The sequence below is a fragment of the Oscillibacter acetigenes genome, assembly GCF_025567605.1.
Classification (GTDB): domain Bacteria; phylum Bacillota; class Clostridia; order Oscillospirales; family Oscillospiraceae; genus Oscillibacter; species Oscillibacter welbionis.
The window spans coordinates 58,214-80,767 of record NZ_JAOQKG010000002.1 but is presented as its reverse complement, the minus strand read 5'-3'; the positions used below and the strand labels follow the sequence as shown (position 1 = coordinate 80,767).

General features: G+C 58.9%; 28 protein-coding genes, 5 tRNA genes and 1 riboswitch. Of the genes, 2 read left to right on the top strand and 31 right to left on the bottom strand.

The window, feature by feature from the left end:
- The 16 genes from OCV80_RS04230 to OCV80_RS04155 form a co-directional block, all read right to left on the bottom strand.
- The coding region (locus OCV80_RS04230; protein WP_394802908.1) for a type II secretion system F family protein at positions 1–516 on the bottom strand (516 nt) is incomplete at its 3' end.
- On the bottom strand, positions 513–2,024 hold the full coding sequence (locus OCV80_RS04225) for an ATPase, T2SS/T4P/T4SS family (protein WP_267288233.1): 1,512 nt from the start codon (positions 2,022–2,024) through the stop codon (positions 513–515). The genes OCV80_RS04230 and OCV80_RS04225, both read right to left, overlap by 4 nt.
- 144 nt (positions 2,025–2,168) lie before the next feature.
- A complete protein-coding gene (locus OCV80_RS04220; protein WP_110440140.1) occupies positions 2,169–2,966 on the bottom strand; it encodes a P-loop NTPase family protein in 798 nt (265 codons plus the stop codon).
- Positions 2,963–3,766 carry a Flp pilus assembly protein CpaB gene (gene cpaB / locus OCV80_RS04215; RefSeq protein WP_110440139.1) on the bottom strand — a complete coding sequence of 268 codons (804 nt, stop codon included), beginning with the start codon at positions 3,764–3,766 and terminating at the stop codon, positions 2,963–2,965. Before cpaB ends, OCV80_RS04220 begins: the two co-directional genes overlap by 4 nt.
- A 20-nt stretch (positions 3,767–3,786) precedes the next feature.
- Positions 3,787–4,197, bottom strand: a complete 411-nt coding sequence (locus OCV80_RS04210) for an A24 family peptidase (RefSeq protein ID WP_110440138.1) — start codon at positions 4,195–4,197, stop codon at positions 3,787–3,789.
- A 3-nt stretch (positions 4,198–4,200) separates the two neighbouring features.
- Complete coding sequence (locus tag OCV80_RS04205) at positions 4,201–4,437, bottom strand: DUF6133 family protein (protein ID WP_110440137.1); 237 nt, start codon at positions 4,435–4,437, stop codon at positions 4,201–4,203.
- A 43-nt stretch (positions 4,438–4,480) separates the two neighbouring features.
- Complete coding sequence (locus tag OCV80_RS04200) at positions 4,481–4,840, bottom strand: SpoVG family protein (protein ID WP_162598946.1); 360 nt, start codon at positions 4,838–4,840, stop codon at positions 4,481–4,483.
- 58 nt (positions 4,841–4,898) lie between these two features.
- Positions 4,899–5,447, bottom strand: coding sequence for a YodL domain-containing protein (locus tag OCV80_RS04195; RefSeq protein ID WP_256151921.1), 549 nt, complete (start codon positions 5,445–5,447; stop codon positions 4,899–4,901).
- A gap of 15 nt (positions 5,448–5,462) precedes the next feature.
- Complete coding sequence (locus OCV80_RS04190) at positions 5,463–6,191, bottom strand: DUF3849 domain-containing protein (protein WP_110440135.1); 729 nt, start codon at positions 6,189–6,191, stop codon at positions 5,463–5,465.
- A gap of 41 nt (positions 6,192–6,232) precedes the next feature.
- Positions 6,233–6,754 (bottom strand): hypothetical protein, encoded by a 522-nt coding sequence (locus OCV80_RS04185; RefSeq protein WP_110440134.1) that lies wholly within the window; start codon positions 6,752–6,754, stop codon positions 6,233–6,235.
- Positions 6,755–6,774: 20 nt separating this feature from the next.
- Positions 6,775–7,734: a DNA adenine methylase gene (locus OCV80_RS04180; protein ID WP_267288232.1), complete on the bottom strand. Its 960-nt coding sequence runs from the start codon at positions 7,732–7,734 to the stop codon at positions 6,775–6,777.
- Positions 7,731–8,069, bottom strand: coding sequence for a hypothetical protein (locus OCV80_RS04175; protein ID WP_178627455.1), 339 nt, complete (start codon positions 8,067–8,069; stop codon positions 7,731–7,733). Before OCV80_RS04175 ends, OCV80_RS04180 begins: the two co-directional genes overlap by 4 nt.
- Before the next feature lie 142 nt (positions 8,070–8,211).
- Entirely contained in the window at positions 8,212–8,607 is a 396-nt protein-coding gene (locus tag OCV80_RS04170; RefSeq protein WP_110440132.1) for a hypothetical protein, read from the bottom strand.
- Positions 8,604–9,806, bottom strand: coding sequence for an antirestriction protein ArdA (locus tag OCV80_RS04165; protein WP_110440131.1), 1,203 nt, complete (start codon positions 9,804–9,806; stop codon positions 8,604–8,606). Before OCV80_RS04165 ends, OCV80_RS04170 begins: the two co-directional genes overlap by 4 nt.
- Positions 9,799–11,139 carry a DUF4314 domain-containing protein gene (locus OCV80_RS04160; protein WP_256151920.1) on the bottom strand — a complete coding sequence of 447 codons (1,341 nt, stop codon included), beginning with the start codon at positions 11,137–11,139 and terminating at the stop codon, positions 9,799–9,801. Before OCV80_RS04160 ends, OCV80_RS04165 begins: the two co-directional genes overlap by 8 nt.
- Positions 11,139–11,840, bottom strand: coding sequence for a hypothetical protein (locus OCV80_RS04155; RefSeq protein ID WP_110440130.1), 702 nt, complete (start codon positions 11,838–11,840; stop codon positions 11,139–11,141). Before OCV80_RS04155 ends, OCV80_RS04160 begins: the two co-directional genes overlap by 1 nt.
- A gap of 101 nt (positions 11,841–11,941) precedes the next feature.
- On the opposite strand from OCV80_RS04155, the gene OCV80_RS04150 reads away from it, so the two are divergent.
- Complete coding sequence (locus OCV80_RS04150; protein WP_267288231.1) at positions 11,942–12,139, top strand: hypothetical protein; 198 nt, start codon at positions 11,942–11,944, stop codon at positions 12,137–12,139.
- 255 nt (positions 12,140–12,394) lie between these two features.
- On the opposite strand, the gene OCV80_RS04145 is transcribed toward OCV80_RS04150, so the two are convergent.
- The 13 genes from OCV80_RS04145 to OCV80_RS04085 all read right to left on the bottom strand — a co-directional run bounded on the left by OCV80_RS04145 (position 12,395) and on the right by OCV80_RS04085 (position 18,963).
- Entirely contained in the window at positions 12,395–13,315 is a 921-nt protein-coding gene (locus OCV80_RS04145; protein WP_110440128.1) for a DUF6329 domain-containing protein, read from the bottom strand.
- Positions 13,312–14,499, bottom strand: coding sequence for an antirestriction protein ArdA (locus tag OCV80_RS04140; protein WP_110440127.1), 1,188 nt, complete (start codon positions 14,497–14,499; stop codon positions 13,312–13,314). Before OCV80_RS04140 ends, OCV80_RS04145 begins: the two co-directional genes overlap by 4 nt.
- A complete protein-coding gene (locus OCV80_RS04135) occupies positions 14,496–15,191 on the bottom strand; it encodes a hypothetical protein (RefSeq protein WP_110440126.1) in 696 nt (231 codons plus the stop codon). Before OCV80_RS04135 ends, OCV80_RS04140 begins: the two co-directional genes overlap by 4 nt.
- Before the next feature lie 77 nt (positions 15,192–15,268).
- Positions 15,269–15,961, bottom strand: a complete 693-nt coding sequence (locus tag OCV80_RS04130; RefSeq protein WP_021932551.1) for a hypothetical protein — start codon at positions 15,959–15,961, stop codon at positions 15,269–15,271.
- A 112-nt stretch (positions 15,962–16,073) separates the two neighbouring features.
- Positions 16,074–16,199: a hypothetical protein gene (locus OCV80_RS04125; RefSeq protein ID WP_256137409.1), complete on the bottom strand. Its 126-nt coding sequence runs from the start codon at positions 16,197–16,199 to the stop codon at positions 16,074–16,076.
- A 147-nt stretch (positions 16,200–16,346) separates the two neighbouring features.
- Positions 16,347–16,421, bottom strand: a tRNA-Cys gene (locus OCV80_RS04120).
- Between the two features lie 106 nt (positions 16,422–16,527).
- A tRNA-Gly gene (locus OCV80_RS04115) sits at positions 16,528–16,603 on the bottom strand.
- A 3-nt stretch (positions 16,604–16,606) separates the two neighbouring features.
- Positions 16,607–16,682, bottom strand: a tRNA-Phe gene (locus OCV80_RS04110).
- Between the two features lie 83 nt (positions 16,683–16,765).
- Positions 16,766–16,842, bottom strand: a tRNA-Asp gene (locus OCV80_RS04105).
- Positions 16,843–16,853: 11 nt separating this feature from the next.
- Positions 16,854–16,930 (bottom strand) — tRNA-Val (locus tag OCV80_RS04100).
- Between the two features lie 77 nt (positions 16,931–17,007).
- Positions 17,008–17,898 carry an Hsp33 family molecular chaperone HslO gene (hslO, locus tag OCV80_RS04095; RefSeq protein ID WP_025544444.1) on the bottom strand — a complete coding sequence of 297 codons (891 nt, stop codon included), beginning with the start codon at positions 17,896–17,898 and terminating at the stop codon, positions 17,008–17,010.
- Between the two features lie 16 nt (positions 17,899–17,914).
- Positions 17,915–18,670: a class I SAM-dependent DNA methyltransferase gene (locus OCV80_RS04090; RefSeq protein WP_119310566.1), complete on the bottom strand. Its 756-nt coding sequence runs from the start codon at positions 18,668–18,670 to the stop codon at positions 17,915–17,917.
- Positions 18,667–18,963, bottom strand: coding sequence for a YerC/YecD family TrpR-related protein (locus OCV80_RS04085; RefSeq protein WP_025544442.1), 297 nt, complete (start codon positions 18,961–18,963; stop codon positions 18,667–18,669). Before OCV80_RS04085 ends, OCV80_RS04090 begins: the two co-directional genes overlap by 4 nt.
- A 198-nt stretch (positions 18,964–19,161) precedes the next feature.
- Between OCV80_RS04085 and OCV80_RS04080 the strand changes: the two genes are divergently transcribed.
- Entirely contained in the window at positions 19,162–19,851 is a 690-nt protein-coding gene (locus tag OCV80_RS04080) for a DUF3298 and DUF4163 domain-containing protein (protein ID WP_021749072.1), read from the top strand.
- Positions 19,852–19,904: 53 nt separating this feature from the next.
- Here the strand turns inward: OCV80_RS04080 and OCV80_RS04075 are convergent, their stop codons facing one another.
- Positions 19,905–21,275, bottom strand: a complete 1,371-nt coding sequence (locus OCV80_RS04075) for an alanine/glycine:cation symporter family protein (protein WP_036630181.1) — start codon at positions 21,273–21,275, stop codon at positions 19,905–19,907.
- Positions 21,276–21,374: 99 nt separating this feature from the next.
- Positions 21,375–21,466, bottom strand: a riboswitch (glycine riboswitch).
- 190 nt (positions 21,467–21,656) lie between these two features.
- Positions 21,657–22,538, bottom strand: coding sequence for a PfkB family carbohydrate kinase (locus OCV80_RS04070; protein WP_256264853.1), 882 nt, complete (start codon positions 22,536–22,538; stop codon positions 21,657–21,659).
- Positions 22,539–22,554: the final 16 nt, after the last annotated feature.

Below are 22,554 nucleotides of genomic sequence, written 5' to 3'. Positions count from 1 at the left end.
GCGGAACACGCCTTGCACGGGTGGGTTCAGATAATTGATGTTCTCCTCCACGGCGGTCTGCAGATCCTCACTGCGGAGGTAGGCCGTGGTGATGATGGAGAGTGCTGTTTCCAACTCGGCGGTAATAGCTTTCCTGTAGTGTCCGGCCGTGAGCTTGATGTACCAAAAGGGCAGGAACATCATGCCGGCCGCCAGCACCGGCACCAGCAAGAGGTTATTCATGATGATGGCGATGCCCGCACCCACGGCAAAGAGCAGCAGGGATGCCGCGCAAAGCACGGGAAAGCGTTCCTCCTTGCCGGTGGCTTGCAGGACCGTCTGCGCTTCCGATATCTCACGGCGGAAGAGGCCGGGCTTTTTGCGATGGGTGGTCTCGTTGATCTCATCCCGGATGCTTTTGGGCCCGACGGTCAACCGGCGGAACACGCCCAGCGTAAAGTCCATGGGCGAGATGCGAAAGATAAGAAATGCGCCGGAGATCATGCCGACGCACGCAGTCAGCAGCAGGGCTGTCAAGTGACGTTCACCTCCTTCTCGGGGTTCAAAAGAGCCTGCAGCTCCTCATTAGGCATACCGTTTTCCAGCAGGCGTTTGCGTAGGCTGGCGGAGATCTCGTTTATCTGCGCGTGGTGGCCCTCAATGATAAATTTGTCATTCTCCATGTGATTCTCTGTGATGACATAGCGGAACAGCGTGTTGTAGCGGCGATCCCCATTGGGCAGGATCTCGCACTCCATGATCTCCATCATGCGGCGCTGCTTATTTTCCAACTGCTTGCAGAAGACCACGATGGGGTATGCCTCCGTCACATAGCTGAGAAGCGTTTCATCGGACATATCCACAGCTCGTTTGCACAGGGACACCATGCGGCGGTAGGTCGCCTCGCAGGAGTTGGAGTGGATGGTGGTCAGCACCGCCACGCCCACGCGGGCGGCCTCCTGCGCGGCATTGGCCTCGGCGCCGCGCATCTCACCCACCACAAGGATGTCCGGGTTGAAGCGCAGGCAGATATCCACCAGCGCGATCTGATCGATCCGCTGACGCTCATTTTCGCTGTCGCGGGTCAGGGTGTGGACCACCGAGTTGACCACCTTACCGTTTTCCTCCCGCACCAGCTCCAGCTCACGGGAGCCGTTCTCGATGGTGAAGATGCGTTTGCTGTCGGGTATGGTAGTCAGCAGCCAGCCTGCCGCCGTGGTCTTACCGGAGGAGGTGGCGCCAGCCACGCAGATGGAGATCCCATAGCGCAAAAATACGGAAAGCCAGTCCAGCATTTTCTCTGTGGCTGTGCCGCTGCGCAGCAGATCCTCACGGCTGAGATTGTGGCGGTTGACGATTCGGATGGAGGCGGCAACGCCCACATCCTCATCCACCACGGGGGACTTCATAGCGGCAATACGGGTGTTGCGGGTCAGATGCCCTGTGACCAGAGGACTGGCGTTGTCCAGCACCATGCCGGAGGCGTGGAGCATTCGCCGGATGACAGCAAGCGCGTGTTCCGGCGAGTCGAAGTGTTCCGTGAGCTTTTCACTTCGACCGTCCGAATACTGCACCTCGATATCCCGCCACGAGTTGATGTTGATCTCCTCAATGCCGTCGGCGTAGATATAGCGGGTCAGGAAGCCGAACTCCGCCATCTCGGAATAGATGGCGTCCACCAGCTCTGTCTGCGTCATGCCTGCTACGGCGATACGCCGGTCCTGCAGGTACTTGGTGATGTAGCGCATGAGCTGTTCCTTGGAGTCCTCGCCGCCCCCGGTGATGAGTGCGGCGTAGGCGCCGGAGATGTACTCCTGCACCTCCTGCAGCACGGAATTGAAGTCCCTGCCCTCTGCCGACGGGGTAAAGAACAGGTTGTGCGCCCGTCCGAGTGTGCCAATGTCGGTGTTCAAGGTCCGCTGCGGCGTGTCGTCCACCACTACGGGGACGACCTCCGGCTCCGAGGTGACCTGATATTCCGCCGCGTCCCGCCGCTGTGCAGCTGTGGCAAAGACCGAGCCGTTTCGCTTTTCACCAAGAGCCATATTAAAACACCTCCCCAGGCGCACACATTTTCTGCGGAAAATGCCTGCTCACTTCGTTCGCGGTGCGCCTCCAAAGGGGGACCGGTCCCCCTTTGGGGAACCCCCTGCTCTCCGAGGGGGACGATAAGTTTTCCTTTCTCATTTTCAAAACACCTCTGCAATGATACGCTCTAACTCCTTGCGGAAGGGTCGGCTGTCCTTGAGGACGAGGTCGGCAAGCAGATTGCCCGCCAGATACTGATCCTCCAGCTCCTGCGAATAGGGCAGCACGAAGGCCGTGTCGCCCAGCACCTTGCCGATGTGGTCCGCTGCCTGGTAGGGCTTCACATTGGATGCCACCTTATACTGCTTGTCCATGTCCCACTCGGGCCCGTCCAGCAGAGGGAGCTGACTTGCAAAGTAGTTGACGCTTTTGGGGTCACAGTTGGCAAGGCGCAGGATACTGTCCGCTTCCATCAGCGCTACAGCGGAGAGGATGTCGTTGGCAATGTAGCTGCCGCAGTCCACGATGACATAGGGTGCGATCTGACGCAGTCCGTCCAGCAGCTCTACCACCTGCTTCTGCGTAAAGGGCGGAGTGCTGTACTCGTTCTGCCGTTCGAGCAGCCCCAATACCGCAAGGCAGCTGTTGCGCTTAAAGGTGACAAGGTTATGCTTGATGAGGTTTTCGCTGATACGGGCGGCTGCCAGGACGCCGGCAAGAGAGCCATTGCTCTCCAGAGCGTCCGCGGGACAGATGCACGGCAGCATAGGAGCGGCCATGTCACAGAGCAAAAGGATGACATTTTTCTTTCTGGCGGAGAGCATTTTTGCGATCTTCACCGCCGTTACCGTCTTTCCGCTGCCGGGACTGCCCCAGACCGCCAGCATACCGCCGCTGTCATTCTGCTCCTCCGGCTTCTCTGTGTCGCGCTGAAAGATGCTGGCCTTTCTGAAATTCATCCTGTCACCTCACTCTCCGGCATTTCTGCGGTAGGATCGGCGGCTTCGCCCTCCTCAATGGGATCTTCCTCCGGCTCTGCGTACGACTCCTGAATGAGCGCGTCCTGCGCCTCGATGAACTGCCTTGCGCCATCTGTTGTGCCGCGGTAGACGAGCGCCAGATGGAGCTTGGCGACCTGCTCCAGCTCCGCCAGCACCTTGGCCTGCTCCGGCAGAACGAGGAAGGTCACGGTAGAGGGCAGCTCCTTCTCATCACCCTTCGCTTCACCGGTATTGGCGTCATAGCCGGTGCTGGCGGTAACGCTGATGATCTCCACGTACTGCAGCTCGGCGGGGATGGTGGTTTCGCCGTCCTCCGGGTAGTCTGCCACAATGACTGATACGATGTCGCCGCTCTGGAGCTTGCCGGACAGTCCTGTGGCGAAGCTCTTGATGGTGACGGAGATGGCCTGCTTCGTGCCATCCAGATTATAGAGATAAGCATTCTCGGCGGCAGGCGCGTCCGAGAGCTTGGCGGCGAGAATATAATCGCCAACGGCAAGATCCGCCTTGGCGTATTTGCCCACTACATTGTCTTTCGCGGTCATAAGGCCGGAGGGGAGATTATATGAGCCGACCTCGGCCGTGGTGACCATGTCCCTGGTGATGAGCTCGCCGGCGTGAATGTCCTTCGTCACACGGACGATCTCCGCCTTCTGGCTGATGCTCTGATTGAACAGCGGCGTGATGCCGAAGCAGATCACCAGCGCCAGCAGAATGCAGATGACGCCGATGACCGTGCGGTTTTTGAAAATACTCATGGAGCAAGTCCTCCTTATTCTTAGATGATATATGCGGTAAAGAAGCCCACTGCAAGAAATGGCGCGAATGGATAGCTCTCCGGTGGACGCTCTTGCCTGCGGATCTTGTGCAGGGCGGCTATTGCAAGGTAGAAAAGGCAGTACAGCACCAATGCCAGCACCAGTCCGGCGACTCCACGCAGAAAGCCCAGCAGAAAACCGGAGGCGGCGATGAGGAACGCATCTCCCATGCCGCCGCGTCCTCTCCGGCTTGCCAGCCAAAATGGGACGGCCAGCGCCAGGCCGAGAAGCCGGGCGGGGCTGAAGGAAATCAGCCCCGCCCCTGCGATGACGATACCGGAAAGGTCATAGATCTGCCTGCGCCGGAGATCCGTCCATGCCGCGCTCATAAGTCCGATGAGGAACAGCGTCCCCTGCAGGACGGATGCCACGGATCAGCCGCCCAGCGCGCCGGCGTAGTTGAACATATCCTTGATACGCTGGTTCAGGGTGGGCATGACCACATCGCCGAACAAAGCGTAGAGGCCCGCCAGCAGCAGAGCGCCCAGCACCACGGCAATTAGGATCTTGACGGCGGTGTCGATGTAGCCCTCACCGGAGCGGCGGGTGACGGCAAGGCGGATGGCCTTGGCGCGGATGGAATTGGCGGTGTTCTTGATAAACTTCTTCATGTGATAATTTCCTCCCAATTATATGTTTTATGTTGTGGGTGACTTACATGACCTGCTCCGCGGCGGGAGCATTGTCCGGCTGCTGGGCCTGCCGGAGCGACTGCTCGTAGGCGTTCAGCACCGTGTCGTTGAACTGCTGGCGGGCCTCCTTCGTGCAGGGGAAGCAGATGTCGTGGTAGTCCCCATGGCTGTCCTTGTACTGCGGCATGGCGACAAAGGGGCCTTTCTCACCGCGGATGACCTTCACGCCGCGAATGGCGAATACGCCGTTGATATCCACATTGGCGTTGGCGAGAGTGTACTTGCTGTCCTTCACGGGATAGACTCGGACATCGAAGGACACGGGGGACCGGCTTTCCTGCGCGAGGACGGGAGTGCTTGCTTTGGTCTGGTTCTTGGGCATTTTCCTTTCCTCCATTTCTGATGTTGATATGAAAAAAGCACCCGGTCAGGTGCTCATTTCACAGGCCCATATCCATTTTCTGCTGGGGTGCAAACTCGATCTGCCGGAAGCCGACACGGTCGCAGTAGTAGAACTCGCTGCCGTCGGCGTCGTACAGCTCCAGCACATCCGAGATGCCGATGGGTCTGCCGTCGTAGCCGGGAACCGGGTCGCGGAAGAGCGTGTAGATCTCCTCCGGGTCATTGGTCCCGACCAGACCGTCATAGACGGTTTCGTAGTGCTTACGGTCAGGCTGTCCGAAACGCTCCAGCAGGGCTTCATACGGGATGAAGCGCATATTGATGGGACTGTCCCGCGTGAGCTGCCACACACGGCAGCTTTTCAGAGGCGGAGCCTCCGGATCGAAGCGGCCGCCCCTCTGCCCCAGCAGGAGGCGGTCATAGACACCGTCCTCCCAGCGGATGGAGAGCGACTGCTTTTGCAGAAAACGCTCCAGCTCCTGTGTTTGGAACATGGTATCCACCACCGCCTCCTTTCCCGCGATGTATCCGGCAGGATTGCTGTAATAGAGGATGCGGTCATGGTTATCAATGAAGATGCGCTGCACTTGTTTCACCTCCGATCATTCCAGCTTCATCTCGTCTGCGGCCGGCTCCTCCTGCCGGGGTGCGGTCAGCTCCATGAGCTTCTCCCGCGCCCAGTCGGGCAGGTATTTTTCGTCCAGCACACCGATGAACTCGTGTCGGTTCCAGCGTGTCGTCTCGCCGTCACCCAGACAGGTGCAGCGCACCGAGCGGCCAATGGCATGGGGCCTGCAGCCGAAGCCGTCATGGGCATACCAGAGTTGATCCGCCTGACTCCAGCAGGATTCCTTCAGCGTGTCGGGGCTGAGTACCAGCACCTTGCCGGTGAAGTCCTGCTCGGCGCGGTCACCGACGCAATGCTCCGCGCCAAAGAGATTTAACGCCTGCACCGCCTTGCGGTAGAGACTGACGAAGCCATCCAGCACGGCGGGGTGGCTCCGAACAGTGATCGCGGCATTGTGACGCTCATCCTGCGGAATGTAGCGCCGCTCAGCCCACTGCTTATTGGCGGGGCTGAAACGCCCGTCCCACTTGAGTTCGTTTAAAGTATTGGCAAGCACCCACGCAGTACGCTTGTAGCCGTATGCCGTCAGCACCGGCGCGAGGCAGTCCTCGTTCAGATGCATTCCGTCGAAGCTCCGGCGGATGGTATCCTCGATGGCATCACGGCAGGCGATGTTGGCGCGATGGCTTTCCCTCCAGAGCGAAAGCTCATTTCGTTCTCTGGCCTCCTTCGCCGAGTAGGGATAGAGATAGGTTTCATTCATTTGGATATCTCGCCTCGTTTCTTCTTTGAATGCCTACGGTATCACTTATCGTAGATAACATCGTCGTCCATCAGCATATCCTCCAGTACGGACAGGCAGCAGCCGGACTTACGCAGGGCCTCCAGCAGCTCGGCGGGAATATCGGAGAGGTCGTGGTCGTAAAATGTCTCGCACACGGTGATCACACCGGAGCCCTCGTCCACATGGCAGTCCAGCTTGGCGTCGGGCGCGATGTCCGCTTCCGCTCTGGCCCAATCGGGAACGGTGACAGCGGGGCGGATCAGCTCATCGATGTCCGCGTCGCGGAAGGTGCAGTGCCCCTCGGTGCAGCCCTCGCAGCTGCCGCAGAGGTCCGTCAGCTCCCGCATCAGCTGCCCGGCGCGGTCCGTCAGGGCGAGGATCGTGCGCACCATCTCCATGGCGGTCATCTCGCTTTTTGATAAAATGACCGCGCCCCTGGCGCCGGCCATTTCCAGCTTCCCCTCATCGTCCAGCCCGCAGACGGTCAGAACGGCGGGCGGGATGGTGACGCTCTTGTTGTCGTTGTATTTTACAAATTTCATGCTGCTTCTCCTTTTATTGTTCAGATTTTTAAGGGATGTTCCGGCTCATGGATCAGCTCGTAGCGGGTGTCGCCATCGCCGCCCAGCAGACTATCCATAGAGAGCTGCCAGCAGGCTTTGCGGGGGTCATAATTGGTGATGACGACCTCCTCATATTCGCTGCCTGCCGTCTGGGACATGCTGTTGGGACGGGAGGTGCGGAAGATATAGCAATCCTGATAGAGCTCGCAGATGTAGTCCTGGTAGTTGTAGGAAACGATGAAGTATCCTTCACAGGTGACCAGTACATCATGGAGCCGCTGATGATCCTCCGGGGGAAACTCCACCTCGTAGCAGCTCTCCGCCTTGTAGTAGGGCGGGTCACAGTAGATCACGGCGCCTGCCCGGTCGTACTGACGGATGACCTCCTCGAAGTCCTTGTTCTCCACAATGACATTCGCCAGCCTGCGGGAGCATTCCCAGATCAGGTGAAAGAAACGGTGGATGTCGCAGGGCTTGCCGCCGAAGGACTTGGCGCCGCCGCTGAAGCTGTAGCGGATGAGCTTGAAGAAGTCCGCCGCGCGTCGGACGCTCCCGCGGGGCGTGCGCTCCAGCATAAGGGCGCGGATGGCCTCGGCGTCGGGCGGCTTGAGGTAGACCTCCGTCAGATCCATCTCCTCCTGCAGGTAGTCATCCGTGAACTCACCTCTGGAGAAGAACTTGTAAAGGATGTTGAAGTCATCCCGCGTGTTCAGCGGCAGGAAGCCAAGCTCCGCCAGCAGTGCCATGGGGCGGTTCTTCACGCAGCAGAACAGGTTGGTGAGATTGCCGTTGAAGTCGTTGTAGACTTCCATGCAGCCGCGCTGGATGGGACGGCACATGGTCACCGTGCCGCTGCCGCCAAACACATCGATGAAGCGGGTGTAGCGGTCCGGCATCAGCTTGTTGATGATCCACAGCAGCTTGCCCTTGCCGCCTACCCAGGGAATAAAGCTGTTCAAGAAGAGTCACCTCCCTCCAGCGGGAGGGAGAGCTGACCGGTGTCCTCATAGTCAGGCAAGGTGCGGGACAGACCGCGTTCCGCAAATGCGATTTTCTTGATCCGGCTGCGGAGCTGCCGGATGGTGCGCCGCAGCTCCTCCTCGGTGGCGGCATAGTAGTAGCCGCCGTCAAAGCTGCAAATGGGGATGCCGTCGCCCCGCAGGGCGTTGATCTCCCGGCGCAGCTCGGAGCCGCGCATTCGGAAGGCACACTCCAGCTCCCGGCTGGTGACGGCGTTTGCCTCGCCCTTGTGGTAGAGGTCAAGATACTCTGCAAGGGCTTTGTTGATCGGCACAGTTCCTCCTTTCCGGGCCCGTTATCCCGGAGCAGGAGGTCAAATCAGCGCAAAAAAGAAGGGGCCGCTTTTCCCCGTCCGGGAATACGGCCCCTTGGTGTAGTTCTTATCCGCGCAGCTGGCGTGGTTAAGATATGGTCAGCTACTGCATTTCCATGGTAAGATTCTGTTCCTCCGCAGGGTAGCACACATAATCACTGCCGATGAACACGCCTGGATGCTCGTCCTCATAGCGGCAGCCCAGCGCGCCCAGATCCATGTACTCGTACAGCTCCTCTGGGACGGTAGTTTCGGTGGCGAGATAATATCTGCCCAGCGCGGCGTAGCTGTTGACGCCCTTGAGGATCGTGTAATCACGCAGATGCTCCGGTGACTCCCTGAAAATCTCCCCAGCCTCCGCCTCGCCCTTTTGCAGGGCCATGGCGGAGAGGATCGTCTTTTCGTCATCGCTCAGAGCATCCGGTCTGCATCGGAATGCCTCCTGTGCTGCACAAGGCAGCGGCCGGTCGCCTTCATGTTGGATCTGTTCTCTGGTCATTGCATCGTCATCTCCTTTTCCTGTTTTTGCTGTATGGGTGAGAGCATTGGTTCATAGTCCGCGCGGTGCAGCAGGCCATAGGATGTGAGGGTGGCGTTGTCCGCATGGATGACTGTCTCGCCGTAGTTGAAGAGGTTCACATACGGGATCAGCCGAACGGCTTCTTCACGGTTCATGATGAAGCAGAGCTGATCCAGCGCCGCCTCCTGCGGTGAGCTGAGGTTCGGCATGAGGATGTAATCGGCCAGATGCTCCGTTAGGAGCATCGCCGTTTCGATGTCCTGCACCTCGAACTGCTCCAGCAGAGCCTTCAGCTTTGGCACCTCGGATCTCGAAATGTCCCGCGCGGCCTTGGTGAAGGCATTCAATTCCTCCAGCTCCATGGGCAGTTCGGTGAATTCCGCCGCATAGGGGATGATCCCGTCATAATCAATGACTGTGACGCCCTCCCAGCCCTCCACACCGAGCTGTTCCTGCGCGTCCAGCAGCTCCGCCTCTGCTGCGGGAAGATCCAGCGTCACCGTGTGTGCATCGCCAATATCGGGATGCAGTCCGAGCGTGAGCCGGAAGAGGTATCCCGGCTTTTCCGGCAGCGTCTTTTGGACGGGCGGCGCGGTTGTCAGCTCGCCATCCTGCAGCACATACAGGCTGCCCACAAAAACGCCGTTTTCGCTGCACCGCATCATTCTTCCGATGCCGGCGAAGTCCAGCATCTCGAATACCTCGTCGGATATGCCGTCCAGCTCGGGGACGAACTCGTTTTCCGCATAGAAGCGGCCAAGCTGGGTGTCATCCGCGGCATCCACCACATGGTAACAGTCGGTTTTTGCGCTGACCGCCAGATCCCGCAGATCCCGCAGCGTGATGATGCCGCCGTTGGCGTTTACTTTTCTCTGCACCGCTATGGAGAACATCCCCTCAAAGGCGATCCCTTGTACCTCGTCCAATGCCGCAAGCTGTGCGGCAAGGGCGTTGAGCTCGTTGAGGCTGATGTCTAATCCATCCAAGTGGGGCGAGAGATACTCAAAGGCAAAGTAGTCTTCGATCTCCATGTACAGGATATCGTCTGTCTGAAGCCGCACCTTTTCCATGGCGTCCCACAGCTCCCACGGGGAGGCGGGCAGATCCAGCTTGGCATAGGCTGCGCTATACGGTGCATCGTTTTTAGCGAGATACACACGCAGTATTCTTTTACCCAAGGGTCATCCCTCCCATCTCCGGCTGCTGTTCATAGTAGGCGGGGTCCGCGCCGGGTACGCCCCAGCCGAACATGGAACCCGTTTTCATGGCTTTTTCCTGCGCGGGGGTAACGCCCAGCCGCTCGTTGTTATAGTCCGCCAGTTCACGATTATGCGCGGGATCGTTGGTGTTCCAATCACTGTGGTAGTAGCCGATCTCACCGCGCTTGATACAGATGAGCTCGCCGGTGCCGGGGAGAGTGGAGAAGCACAGCTCCGGCAGACCTTCCGCCAGTTTGGGAGAGAAAAGCTCCTGCTCCGTCTGGATGCTCCACTCGTCCGAGTTCCAAAAGTGGACATACAATTCACCGCCGTCATCCACGGCAATCTCCCTCTGTTCAAACCCCTCGCCCCAGCCGTCCGAAGCCTGTCCGGTGATAAACTCTTTCAAAGTATCCATTTCTGTGTCCGACAACTCCCCGGCGACGCGGCATTCCGCCACGCCCCAAAGCTGCCGGTCACGCTTCTCCACGGTGAAGACGGCAGAGCGTACCTTGCGGTCAACGCTGTCGGCTTCGTCATACCAATGCATGAGACCTCGCTCTGTCTCCTCCGGCATCCGGCTTTTCACCAGTGCCGCCATGATCTGATCCTGATAGCCGCGCAGCTCACTGCCCTCCAGCAGTGTGCTGCTGTCATCGAGATCGCCGTACTCGTTCCGCTCGTAGAGATCGGCGGTCAGGGGCATATACAGCTTGAGGGTGGTCAGCTTGGGCGGCAGCACGGTGAAGCTGTCCTCGCCGGGGACAATCCCCAATGTCCTGCCGTTGTCCCATTTCATGTGGATAGTGCCAATGTCATCCACGAAGTCCACTTCACCCTCGGTGCCGGGAAGAATGGGCGCGTAGGGATCGTCCATCGAATTGAGCCGGATGCGGGTGCCGGGGGGATACTGTTCCCTGATAAAATTCACCATTTTTCTGTCCATCATCGTTTCCTCCATGTTTTGCTCTCTGTCGTAAAACTCCAGCTCGTAGATCACACCGCGATCTTGCTTTCGAGTATCCTTCACCTTGATCGTTGTACCATCAAAGATGTAATTGCCGGCTTTTCCAAAATCGGTGTAGAAGCCCTTGCCGTGGTTGCAGGTGGAGAAGGGATGCTCCGGCTGATCCTTGACCTTGGAATAGAAGCCCACCGTCTGCACTGTGGTCACCACACGGGTCAGCCCCACCATATCCGCGTGATTGGCGTGGCTGACGGTCTTAAGCTCCACACCGGGGCGGATGAACCGCTTCAGCTCGGCAAGGCTTTTGAAAGCGACCGGATCTCGCTGCTTTCTTGAAGCGTCCATTACATTCCTCCGAAGGTCATGCCCTGCTCGGGCCGAGGCTCGTGATCCTCCTGCCGGCAAGGAGCTTCCTCGCCGTAGAAGTCGAAGATCATGTCATCCACCTGCTTGCGGACGCTGGGATCGTCGGTCAGCACCTCGTAACGGAAGCCTGTGGTCGGGCGATACGGAAGCTCCTCCCGCACGCACTCGAGAAAGGCTTCGGCATCGGTAAACTCCTGTGTATCGCCGTTGGCATAGGTGACGCGGCCCACCAGAGGCTTGTCCTGCGTCATGTTCTGCCGCTGGACATCCAGATCATAGGCCGTGAGGTAGCAGTTATAATCTCCGGGGGACGGATTGCAGCGCAGGCAGTAGCGGTAATGCTCGGTTTCCACGATGTAACCGTAGTTTTGTGTCCAGCCGCCGCTGATTTTGCCACCGTGTTCATAGCAAAAACGCTCCATCGCGAAGCGGCTTTTCAGTACACTCTCCCGCAGCGTGTCCACGACCTCCTGCAGCTCCGCTTTGAACGCGGGGCTGTTCAGTTCCTCCGGGCCGCGGGGCCACCATGTATGCCAGAACTCGTTGCCGCTGCGTCCGAAGTCCATCCGGACATGTCCAACGGTACCCAGCCGCTTATCTTCTTCGGGGTGCGGGGTATAAAATAAGCCCGCCTCCTCCGGGCGGGCAGGTCGGATATGGAATTGTGTTGTTTTTTTCAAAGTTATGATCTCCTTTCGGTGTAGAATTTGGCTTTACACATTACTGGGGATGCGCTATGATGAGGTAAACAAATCGAAATTTGTGGAGAGGAGCAAGTGATATGATGAACGGACAAATCAATGATTTGTTGGCCAATATAATTTCCATGTATGCACCCCAATTTGGTAGAACAATCACAAAAAAAGTTGCATTAAATCTTGCTATGACAGCTATTGAGTGTCAGATTGAGAATACGTCCGGCGATACTTATGCGTTGATGAGAACAGCACTTTCAGAATGTGGAACTATCCTTGAGTAAAACATAGAAGATGGTATAATTTCTGGAGTGATTTTATCGGGTGCCGCAAATATGAATCCTGCATTTCTTCTGCTCAAGGCTGATGGAACCAGTATCCATCTTGCGGTAAACGAAAAAGATGGCCTAATCAAACAGCATACAGCGGAACGAGCAATAGATGCGTTTAAATCGGCGTTTGCCAACGCTAAAGGCTCATAAATTCCAGTTTGTCTGCCTATCGAGCGGCTCGTTCCAAATGGATCGAGCCGCTTTTGCTTACATCATCCGCTGCCCCTGCCGCTGCTCCGGGAAGGGCGGGTCCAGGCGGCGCAGAAGGCCGAACTCTGTTATTGTCACGCAGTCGTTTTCCATGCAGTCCTGACCGTATTTCTCAAAATCCATGTAGCCGTCCAGCTCATAGATGGCTTCATCATCCAGCCCCAGCGTTTCCTGTAATCGCTGCTGACCGTAACCGTAGGCATCCTCCGTGATGCGCTGGTAGTTGTCCAGATTACGCAGGAGCTCACAGGCCCGGTGCAGGGTTTCCGGTTTCTCGGCCTCCAGCACAGCGGCGCAGGTCAGAAGCATCCCGTCCTTCTGCCAGATGTCCTCCAAGGCTTCGGCAAAATCGTTGTAATCCTCCACGGCGGGGCAATCCGTATCACGGATCAGCTCCCCGATGTAAGGCGCCTTGAAGCGAATGTCACAGAGCATGGCATCCGCGAAAACATCAATATCGAGGTAATTTTTCACAGCGTCCAGGTATTCCTCGTCAGCGGGGAGGACGAGGGTGTAGTCCGGCTTTCCCTCGACACGCAGCGTCATACGGAGCATTTCATCCCTGCTCTCATCCCGCCAAGGCTCTGCCGGCGAAAGATAGCTGCGGTCGATCCCCATATCCGGTGTCAGCAAGCTGCGGGCGTTGGGAACAAAGGCACTGTACCGGGCGTAGTTGTATCCCTGCGGATCAACAAGGAAACCGTCCTTTCCCTCCGCGTGGAGGATGAGCAGGCAGTGCCTTGCAGTATCATCGTGTCGGATGGCGTTTTTATTCTCTGCGATGAAATCGTAATCAGCCAGCAGTGCGCGGCTGAACTGCTTGAACCGCGGGCTTGGCAGCTCGATGACCTTATCCACGGCGCAGGGGTCTGCCTCACACTCAGTCTGCTTACACTTCAGTTCCGCCTGAATGATCATCGCGAAAGCCCTCCCATCACCATGTGGCTGCTTTGACCACCGTTCATCACTTCCTCCATGCTGGTATAGCCCTTATAGGCGATGTAACCCCGGTCGGTGAACACCCCGTCCTCCTCATTCATGCGCTCCGTGCCGTACTTTTCATAGTCATAAAAAGCATCGAGGTTTTCGTCATACTCGAAGCGGCCGGACTGGCGGATCATATACTTGCCGTAGTCCTCCGGCGTATGTGTGCCGGGGGCGAAGTCAAACAGGTCAAGGCTTTCCGCAAGGTTTTTGATCTGTGCCGCGGACTTTGGCTCTGCCAGCGTGACCACGGCGCCCAGCTTTTCCATATCCGCTTTTGATAACCCATCCGTTGCCCCTGCCAGTTCGTTGAGGTCGGAGAGGTTTTCATACTTCATATCCAACAGGACATCCACCTCGTTGGGGAGCTGACTGTCCTCCAGCCGCAGGCGGACATCGGCGGAGTCTGTGATGCCCCCGCGAAGGAGGGCACGGTCGATTTCCTCCTGTTCCATGGGGAGGTACAGCCATGTGATGTGTTCGGTGTCCTCCGGCTCGGCTTTGGAGGTCACCGCAACGGTGATGGCGTTCGGCTCGTAGTAATAGCAGGGGAAAAACCGGCCATCATAGATCTGCTCTAACTTCATGCCGTTGTCGTAGACCACACCGTAGGGGGTGATCGTGCCGCTGCCGCTTTCAATGAGCTGCCGTGCGGTTCCCTTGCCGTCCAGTTTGTTCAGCTCATCCACACTTGCGCTGCCGCCGTGCAGGTTCATGTAATGGTCGCGGCCGATGGCGGCGAGGTCGGAAAAGTCGGTAATGACCGTGGCTTGCTGGCAGCAGAAGGTCAGGTTGATGAGATCCTTCGGCTCGAACAGCTCCAGCTTGTGGGCCATCGCCTGAAACTGCGCGGCTTCGCCGGTGTCGAAGCTTTCCAGCCGTTTGGCGAGGTAGTTCAGCTCCTCCACATTGACCGTGAGCATTTCCGTGCGTTTGAGCACAAAGAAAAAGCTATCAACCTCCTCCACCTTGCAGTCCGCCTTGACCGCGTCACCAATTTCCAACGCCTCCAACAGTTCCATGCAGTGTGCGTACTGGTCATGCGGAATGGGAAACGGGATGGTCGCCACGCCGTATTCCGGGTGGTTGGGATTACCGAGAACCGCTTGAATCATCATGTTATCTCCTCCGTCTTTCTTTCCAGATTTAAGACCACCTCGCCGTACCTGCACAGCAGGAGTGCTCCGAGGATGAGCCGAAAGGCTCTATCACTGACCAGCTCGGAAAAAGCAAGGTCTTCTATCACGATGTTATCACCGCCAACGGAAATGGTTTTCGCCGCCTGATAAATGCTGTACAGCTCCGGGTGAATACCGGAGAGGCGGATGGCGGGGAAGTCGAAGCCGCTGCTGTCGAAATGCCAGAGGACTCTTTGCCAAAGCTCCTCATCGGCGGTAAGCAGAAGCAGCGCAGCCGCATTGCGCTCGGACATACCGTAGCAGCGGTTTTTCCAATGCGTCCATCGTTCTCTGTGGGCATCACTGAGGAAGAAGCAAAAGGGCTGCCGGTTCAGCTCATCTCGCAGCCGTCTTTGCAGCGGGCGGAACAACCTTCCGCCAAAGCACTCCCGCGCCAGAGCATTCAGCTCCACCACGCCGGCCTCGATGCGCTCCTCCAGACAGACGCATTCATTCAGGTGGCAGGGGTGTCCGCTGTCATATCTCGTGCAGTCTTTGCAGCGCACATCGTCGGCACTGTAGCGAAAGCTGCTGCGGATGCGTCCGCTTCTGCGAGGCTGATGACGGGGTGGCGTCATCATCTGCACCTCTGCGGCGAACAGGGGTGTGAACTTCATAAAGTATCGCGTCAAGCAAATCCACTCCTTTTTTGAAAATAAAAAAGGGCCGGAGTCTTATTGCTAAAACTCCGGCCCATGCCATGCTGCTATTACATTGTCTGCTCCTGCGAGGCTCGTTCCAATGCTTCCTCCTGCTGACGGACGCGCTCGTCCAGATCCGGCACGCACACCCTGATCTGCTGCTGGATTCCGCGGATCATTTCTTCCTGCATATCCGTCAGCTCAAAGAAGTCCTCATCCACGGAATCGGCGCAGCAGCGGAATATCTCAGTCAGCTGCTCCGGGCTGAAAAGCTGTTCCTTTGGGATAAGCCCGGAGCGTGTGGCGAAATCCTGCTTGGCGGCATCGTAGTTCTCCATGAAATAGTGCCCGTGTACCACGCCCGTGCGGTCATAGTCCCAATCCCATGTGACGAATTGAACGCCGTATTTGCTTGGAGTACCTGCCAGCACCGTGGCGCCAAAGTCAGCGAGGATGCGGTAGTCGCCATCCAGTCCACTGGCTTTGAGCTGCGGAGCGGTTTCCATAGCGGCCATATACTCCAGCGTCTTCGCGGCGATGTCCTCGACGCGATATAGGGCATCCTCTGCCTGGGGCGTGTCCGCGTCCTCCCGACGATAGAACACACTGCCCTTGCCGGTGATGCGGCAGAGGGGTGCGCCGTTCCAAAGGACAGGCAACTGCTCTCCCTCCACCGGCAGGGTTCCAAAGCCTGCACGGTGCAGGGGAATACGGACCTCTTCAAGGTAGCGAAGCTGACGGCTTGTGTTTTGGGTGTCCATGTGAGCGATCCTCCTGTTGTAAAAAAATAAGGCCGGAGAGGTCTTCTCCAGCCTGTCGTTTCAGACGCTGCAGCCAGCGCCCTTTTAGAAATTGAAAAAGGGCGCCGCTTTTTCAGCTGTCAAAGCCGACAAAACGACGCCCAAATATTTGTGATACTTTTTCTGCGATGATGCCGCTTTTTTCGAGAGAAAAGTCCTCTCTAAAAGGGCGCTGGAGGTTGGAAACTGTCCAGGACATGAGATCCTCCAGTTCAAATCCGGTCAGTTGCTCCGAAACCTCCATAAAAATCTATGGTTCAAAAGAAGAAATCCGGGCTCGAAAAAGCCCGGAAACGGTTGATGCGCCTGGCTTTGCGCCAGACGCATCTATACCGGTAATTCTTTATGGAGGTGACACCCGGATTTGAACCGGGGAATCAGGGTTTTGCAGACCCTTGCCTTACCACTTGGCTATGTCACCGTTGCTTCTATTTTATTATATGCAGTTTGAACCGAAATGTCCACTGCTTTTTTAAATTTTCTTTTCCACTGAGAATGCCCACACGATCTTGTGTGGGCATTCTCAGTGGAGCGGGCAACGAGGCTCGAACTCGCTACCTCCACCTTGGCAAGGTGGCGCTCTACCAGATGAGCTATGCCCGCAAGTGGTGCCCAGAGCCGGAATCGAACCAGCGACACGGGGATTTTCAGTCCCCTGCTCTACCAACTGAGCTATCTGGGCAAATCTTTTCCGCGCCGCACGGCGCGGGAGGGGAATTGCAACCCCAAGGGGACCCACGAGATGGAACTCCATCTCGTGGGAGATGGCGACCCGGAACGGGCTCGAACCGTCGACCTCTAGCGTGACAGGCTAGCGTTCTAACCAACTGAACTACCGGGCCATGTATAACTTTGGTGGGAACAACTGGACTCGAACCAGTGACCCCCTGCTTGTAAGGCAGGTGCTCTAACCAGCTGAGCTATGCTCCCCGATTGCCGCTCATTTCAGACGGCAAAAGTTATTATACTCAAAGACGCCCGGTCTGTCAACTGGAAATTTAATTTTTTTACATTTTTTTCTGGAGCCCCCGGACCATGGCCTCCAGATCTGCTCTGGAGAAGTGCTGCACATTGTCACAGAAGCGGCAGGTGAGGTCCGCGCTGCCCTGCTCGTCGATCATGGCCTGAAGTTCCTCCGGCCCCAGGCTGATGAGGGCCCGCTCCATCCTGTCCCGGCTGCAGTAGCAGCGGTACTCGATGGGGCTCCTCTCCAGGATCTCCAGGTCGAAATCCGACAGAGCGTGCCGCAGCATAGCCTCCGGGTCCGGATCATTCCGCAAAAGTCCCGTCACCGGCCCTGCGGCCATCAGGCTGCCCTCCACCTTGGCGATGACATCCTCGCCGGCGCCGGGCAGCAGCTGGATCAGATACCCGCCGGCGGCCAGCACGCTCTGGTCCCGGTCTACCAGCACCCCCAGGCCGCAAGCCGTGGGGATCTGTTCGGACTCCACGAAATAGGCCGCCAGGTCCTCTGCGATTTCGCCGCCCAACAGGCTCACGCTGCCCACATAGGGCTCCTTCATGTTCAGGTCCCGGATCACCGTCAACGTACCCTCATGGCCCACAGCGGCCCCCACATCCAGCTTGCCGTCGGGCCGCAGAGGCAGGTCCACGACAGGATTGTCCACCGTTCCCCGGACGTTGCCCTGGTTATCGGACACCGCCAGCAGCGTTCCCAGCGGGCCTCCGCCCTTGATCTGCAGCGTCACGCTGGCCCCGTCCTCCTTCAGGGCGTTGCCCATCATGGAGACCGCAGCCAGCGTCCGGCCCAGCGCCGCCGTGGCCACAGGCAGAGCCTTGTGGATCTGACGGGCGCGCTCTGTGAGCGCCCGGGTGGAAACTGCCGTGGCCTTGATATGGCCATCCTTGGAGATGGCCCGGATCAACTGATCGCTCATTGTACAAACTCCTGTTTTATCTTGGTCTGACCGGCTTTTGACACCGGAAAATCCAGCGGTCCTCCTCCGCCGCCGGTGGACGGCTGGTGAGGTCGCCGGTGACGGTGACAGCGCCGAAGCCCGCCTCCGTCAGATACGTCTCCAGCTCCTCCCGCCCCCAGGCCCGCTCCCGGTGCTCCTCAAAGGCCCGGTCCCAGCTCCCGTTGGCGTTCAGCCGGAACAGGTCCACCTGATAGGTGCAGATCTTCCGGCCGGGGGCGTAGAAGGTCCGCCAGACGCAGTAGCTGTCCTCTGTCTCGTCCAGATAGACCTGCCCGTCCATCCGCCGGAGCTTGTAGGGGGTGTTCACATCGAATAGGAACAGTCCGCCGGGCCGCAGCCAGCGGTATACCCGCCGCAGCGTCTCCCGCAGGTCTGCCGTCCGGGTGAGGTAGTTCAGCGCGTCCAGGGTGGAGATCGCCGCATCCACCTCCATGCCCAGGTGCAGGCGGGGCATGGACTGGTGCAGGAACATCGGCGGCTGCTCCAACGCCGCCGCCTTCCAGGCCGCCTGGGTCAACATCTCCTCGGATCCGTCCACGGCGATCATCCGGTATCCCCGCTCCGCCAGCAGGCAGGCCATGGTGCCGGTTCCGCAGGCCAGGTCCAGCACCGTCTCCACCGGGAGGGCGCTTCTGTGGAACTGCCGCGTCAGGTAGTCTGCCCGCCGGCGGTATTCCACATCCACTGTCAGGGCATCGTAGCTGGCGGCCAGGGCGTCATAACTGCTCATTTGTCCCGCTTCTTGTACCGGGCGAAAATCTTCTCGTAGGCCCCGGTGCCGTAGCTGAGGGACCGGTTCACCCGGCTGATGGTGGCGCTGGAGGCGCCGGTGCGCTCCAGGATCTCGTTATAGATCATGCCGTCGTCCAGCAGGGAGGCTACCTCGAACCGCTGCTCCATGGCCCGCAGCTCCGACACGGTACACAGATCCTGGAAGAACTCATAGCACTCCTGCTCGTCCTTCAGCAGCAGAATTGCCTTGTACAGCTCGCCGTTCTTTTCCTTCTTGCCGATCTTTACCATATCCAGTACCCTTTCTGGGAGGCTCCAACAGATTTGCGGCGCTTCGCCGCCAAGATGTATTTTAACACTCTGCCGCGTGAAAGTAAAGGGCTCCGGACAGAAAAAATTTCTTGCACTTTAAAGCGTGTCCAGTCACCCCGCCCGGCGGCAGGGCATAGGCTGGTGCAGAACAGCATCTTTTCGGAAGGAGCGGCGCCTATGAACGAACCTCTCACCCAGCTGCACGCAGAGGCCATGACCGCGGAGCGGGAATGGACCGTAGAGGAGATCCCTGTGCTCTCCGCCTCCATCTCCCTGCCGGAACCAGTTCCAGCAGCGGACAAAGTCTCCCGCCGCATCCGGCGGTATTACCAGCTCCAGTGCCGTTCCTTCCTACGCTATTGTGAGACGTACCTCCTGCCTGCGGCGGCGGAGGAATACCGCGCTGCTCTGGCGGCCAGCCTGCCCCTGCCCCACTTCCGGGCGGAGCTGACCTATCAGGTCACCTACAACGACGGCGGCCTCTGGAGCCTGTATACCCAGTCCCGGGAGAGCGGCTTTTCAGGGCGCCCCACGCTTCTGCGCCATGGGGATACCTGGGATCTGACCTCCGGCTATCCGGTGCCTCTGTCCGCCTTCTTTCCCCGCCGCAGCGGATGGAAGCGGCGGCTGATGGAGGCAGCGGAGGCGGAGATCCAGCGGCAGGAGACGGCTGGGATCTCCCGGTACCATGAGGGCGTCCGCCGGCTGCTGCGGCGCCATTTCAACCCGCAGAACTTCTATCTTACGGCGGAGGGTCTGTCGTTTTTTTATCCCATGTACGCCATCGCCCCGGCCATGGAGGGCATCCCGGTCTTCACCCTCCCCTACGGCCAGGGCGGTCCGGCCCTCCCCGCCCGGGATGCTTGAAGAGACCCTCCGCCCGGAACTTCGGGTGGAGGGTCTCTTTCTGGGCGGGGCGCTTATTTGCGCAGGGCGTCCCCTCCCCTGGCCGCCTTGGCTACCAGCCCGCTGAGGGCCAGCAGCGCCAGCAGGTTGGGGAACACCATCAGCGCATTGAACAGGTCGGAGAGGTTCCAGACCAGGGGAGCCTCCAGCACAGCCCCCAGGGCCACGCACACCACCGCAATGCAGGCGTAGACCTTGACAGCCTTCACACCGAATAGATACTTCACGTTCTGCTCGCCGAAGAAGTACCAGCCGATGATGGTAGAGAAGGCAAAGAACAGCAGGCAGATGGCCACATAGAAATTGCCGAAGCTGCCGAACACAGTGGAAAACGCCACCTGGGCCATGTTCTCCGCCGCCGGATTGGCAGCCATGTCGCCCACGTTCAGCGCGCCGCTGGTAATCATCACCAGGGCGGTTATGGTCAGGACCACAAAGGTGTCGATAAACACACAAACCATGGCCACAACGCCCTGGTCCTGGGGCTTTTCCACCTTGGCCATGGCGTGGGCGTGGGGGGTAGAACCCATGCCTGCCTCGTTGGAGAACAGGCCCCGGGCCACGCCGTAGCGCATGGCCTCCCGCACGCCGATACCCACGGCGCCGCCCAGGATGGCCTGGGGGTTGAAGGCACCCTCAAAAATCAGGGCAAAGGCGTGAGGCAGGTTGGTAATATTGGCAATCAGCATGACGAGGCCGCCCACCAGATAGAAGCAGGCCATGACAGGCACCAGCTTCTCCGTGACGGCGGCAATGCGGGTGACGCCGCCCAGGAAGATGAAGGCGGCCACCACCGCCAGCACCACGCCCACGATCCAGGTGGGGATGCCCAGCGCCTCCTGGAAGGCGTTGCTGATGGCGTTGGACTGGACCATGTTGCCGGTGAAGCCCAGGGCGAAGATGATAGCCAGCGCGAAGAAGCCCGCTAGGATCTTGCCGAAGGTCCCCTTGAATGCCTGCCGGATGTAGTAGACGGGTCCGCCGATGACGTGCCCCGTCTCGTCCTTGGTCTTGAAGGTCTGGGCCAGCACCGCCTCGCCGTAGATGGTGGCCATGCCGAAGAAGGCCGCCAGCCACATCCAGAAGATGGCGCCGGGGCCGCCGGAGATCATGGCGGTGGCGCAGCCGGTGATGTTGCCTGTGCCCACCTGGGCGGCGATAGAGGTTGCCACCGCCTGGAAGGAGCTCATGCCCTCCTTGCCGGCCTTCTCGCCGTTGAGGTTCACGCTGCCGAACAGCCGCCGGAAGCCGGCGCCGAATTTGCGCACCTGGATGAACCGGGTGCGGATGGTGAAGATGATGCCGGTACCCACCAGCAGATACAGCAGCAGGCCGTTCCACACAAAGCCGGCCAGTTCGCTGACCTTTGCGGCCAACAGATCCATGTCCATGTTTTCTCTCTCCTTGTCCGCAAACGAAAAGGGCCGGACAGACCCTGCCCAGCCCAACAAAGCGCCGGCCCCCTCCGCTGTGCGGAAGGGCCTGCCCTTTACTCTGTCCTTTTACCTGAGAGATTCAGCGGGATTTCCCGCCTTGCACCTTCGGTACTCATCTGAGCTTCTCCAGAGCCACATCCATCCCTAGTCCTCATCCCGTGCCGGGACACCTGAGAGTTTCACTCCTTCGGCAGGCTTGCGCCGTTTCTCTAGGGACTTCGTTTGCCTTTATATAATTGACACTTGTTACCTTATCACGGACAATACCCGTTGTCAATGGAGTTTTTGTACAGGAGCCGTCCGCTGTCTGCGGACGGCTCCTGTGCCTTCTCAATAAAACTCCCGGATATAATCCAGCACATCCTGTCGGGTGCCCTGGAAGGGGCCCGGCGTCTCCATCTTCAGAGAGACCAGGGCCGTGCAGTACCGCAGGGCCTCCTCCACCCCGGCCCGCTGGCGCTCCGAGATATAGCCGGCGAAGGTGGTGTCGCCCCGCCCGGTCCGGCCGGAGAGGTTCCGTGCCTTGATGGGACAGGTGTAGGTGGTCACCCCGTCGTAGGCCAGCACCTCGGTGTTGTGGGTGATGAGGACCTCCTTGGCGCCCCAGCTGTGCAGGAGCTTGGCGGCCTCCGCCCGATCGGTGAGGCCCGTCAGGATCTCCGCCTCCGCCGCGTCGGTCTTGAGGTAGTCGATCACCGGCAGGTACTGCTTCTTTTCCGCCCAGTCGTGGAAGGCCATGGTCCTGTCCGCCTCCACATGGCGCAGCAGGCACTGGACATCCACCGCCACCTTGCCGTGCCTGGCTGCCTCGGCAAAGAGGGCACCGTCGAAGTCGCCGTACACCAGGCCGGCGAAGTGATAGATCTTGGTCTCGATATCCGGCAGCTCATCGAACCGGAAGGGATCGCACACCCCCATGGAGGTGCAGGCCCGCTTTTCTTTGTCGGCGGTGAAATACTGGTTGCGGATGGAGCAGGTGGCCTGAGACGGCTTCCAGTACACATCCGCACCGGACCCGGCGAACCGCTCCTCCACATCCGCATCCGCGGGATTCAGCTTGGTAAACACGGCGGTGCGGTTGCCGCTTTTGGCAGCCGCAAAGCCGGAGGCCACCACGGCGCCGCCCACCTCCTTGCGTTCGTTGCCCTGATAGTCGATGTTGTGATCCAGGGACACCGGGCCGATCACCAGTACGTCATACGTTTTTTTCATAGTCTCTCTCCTATTC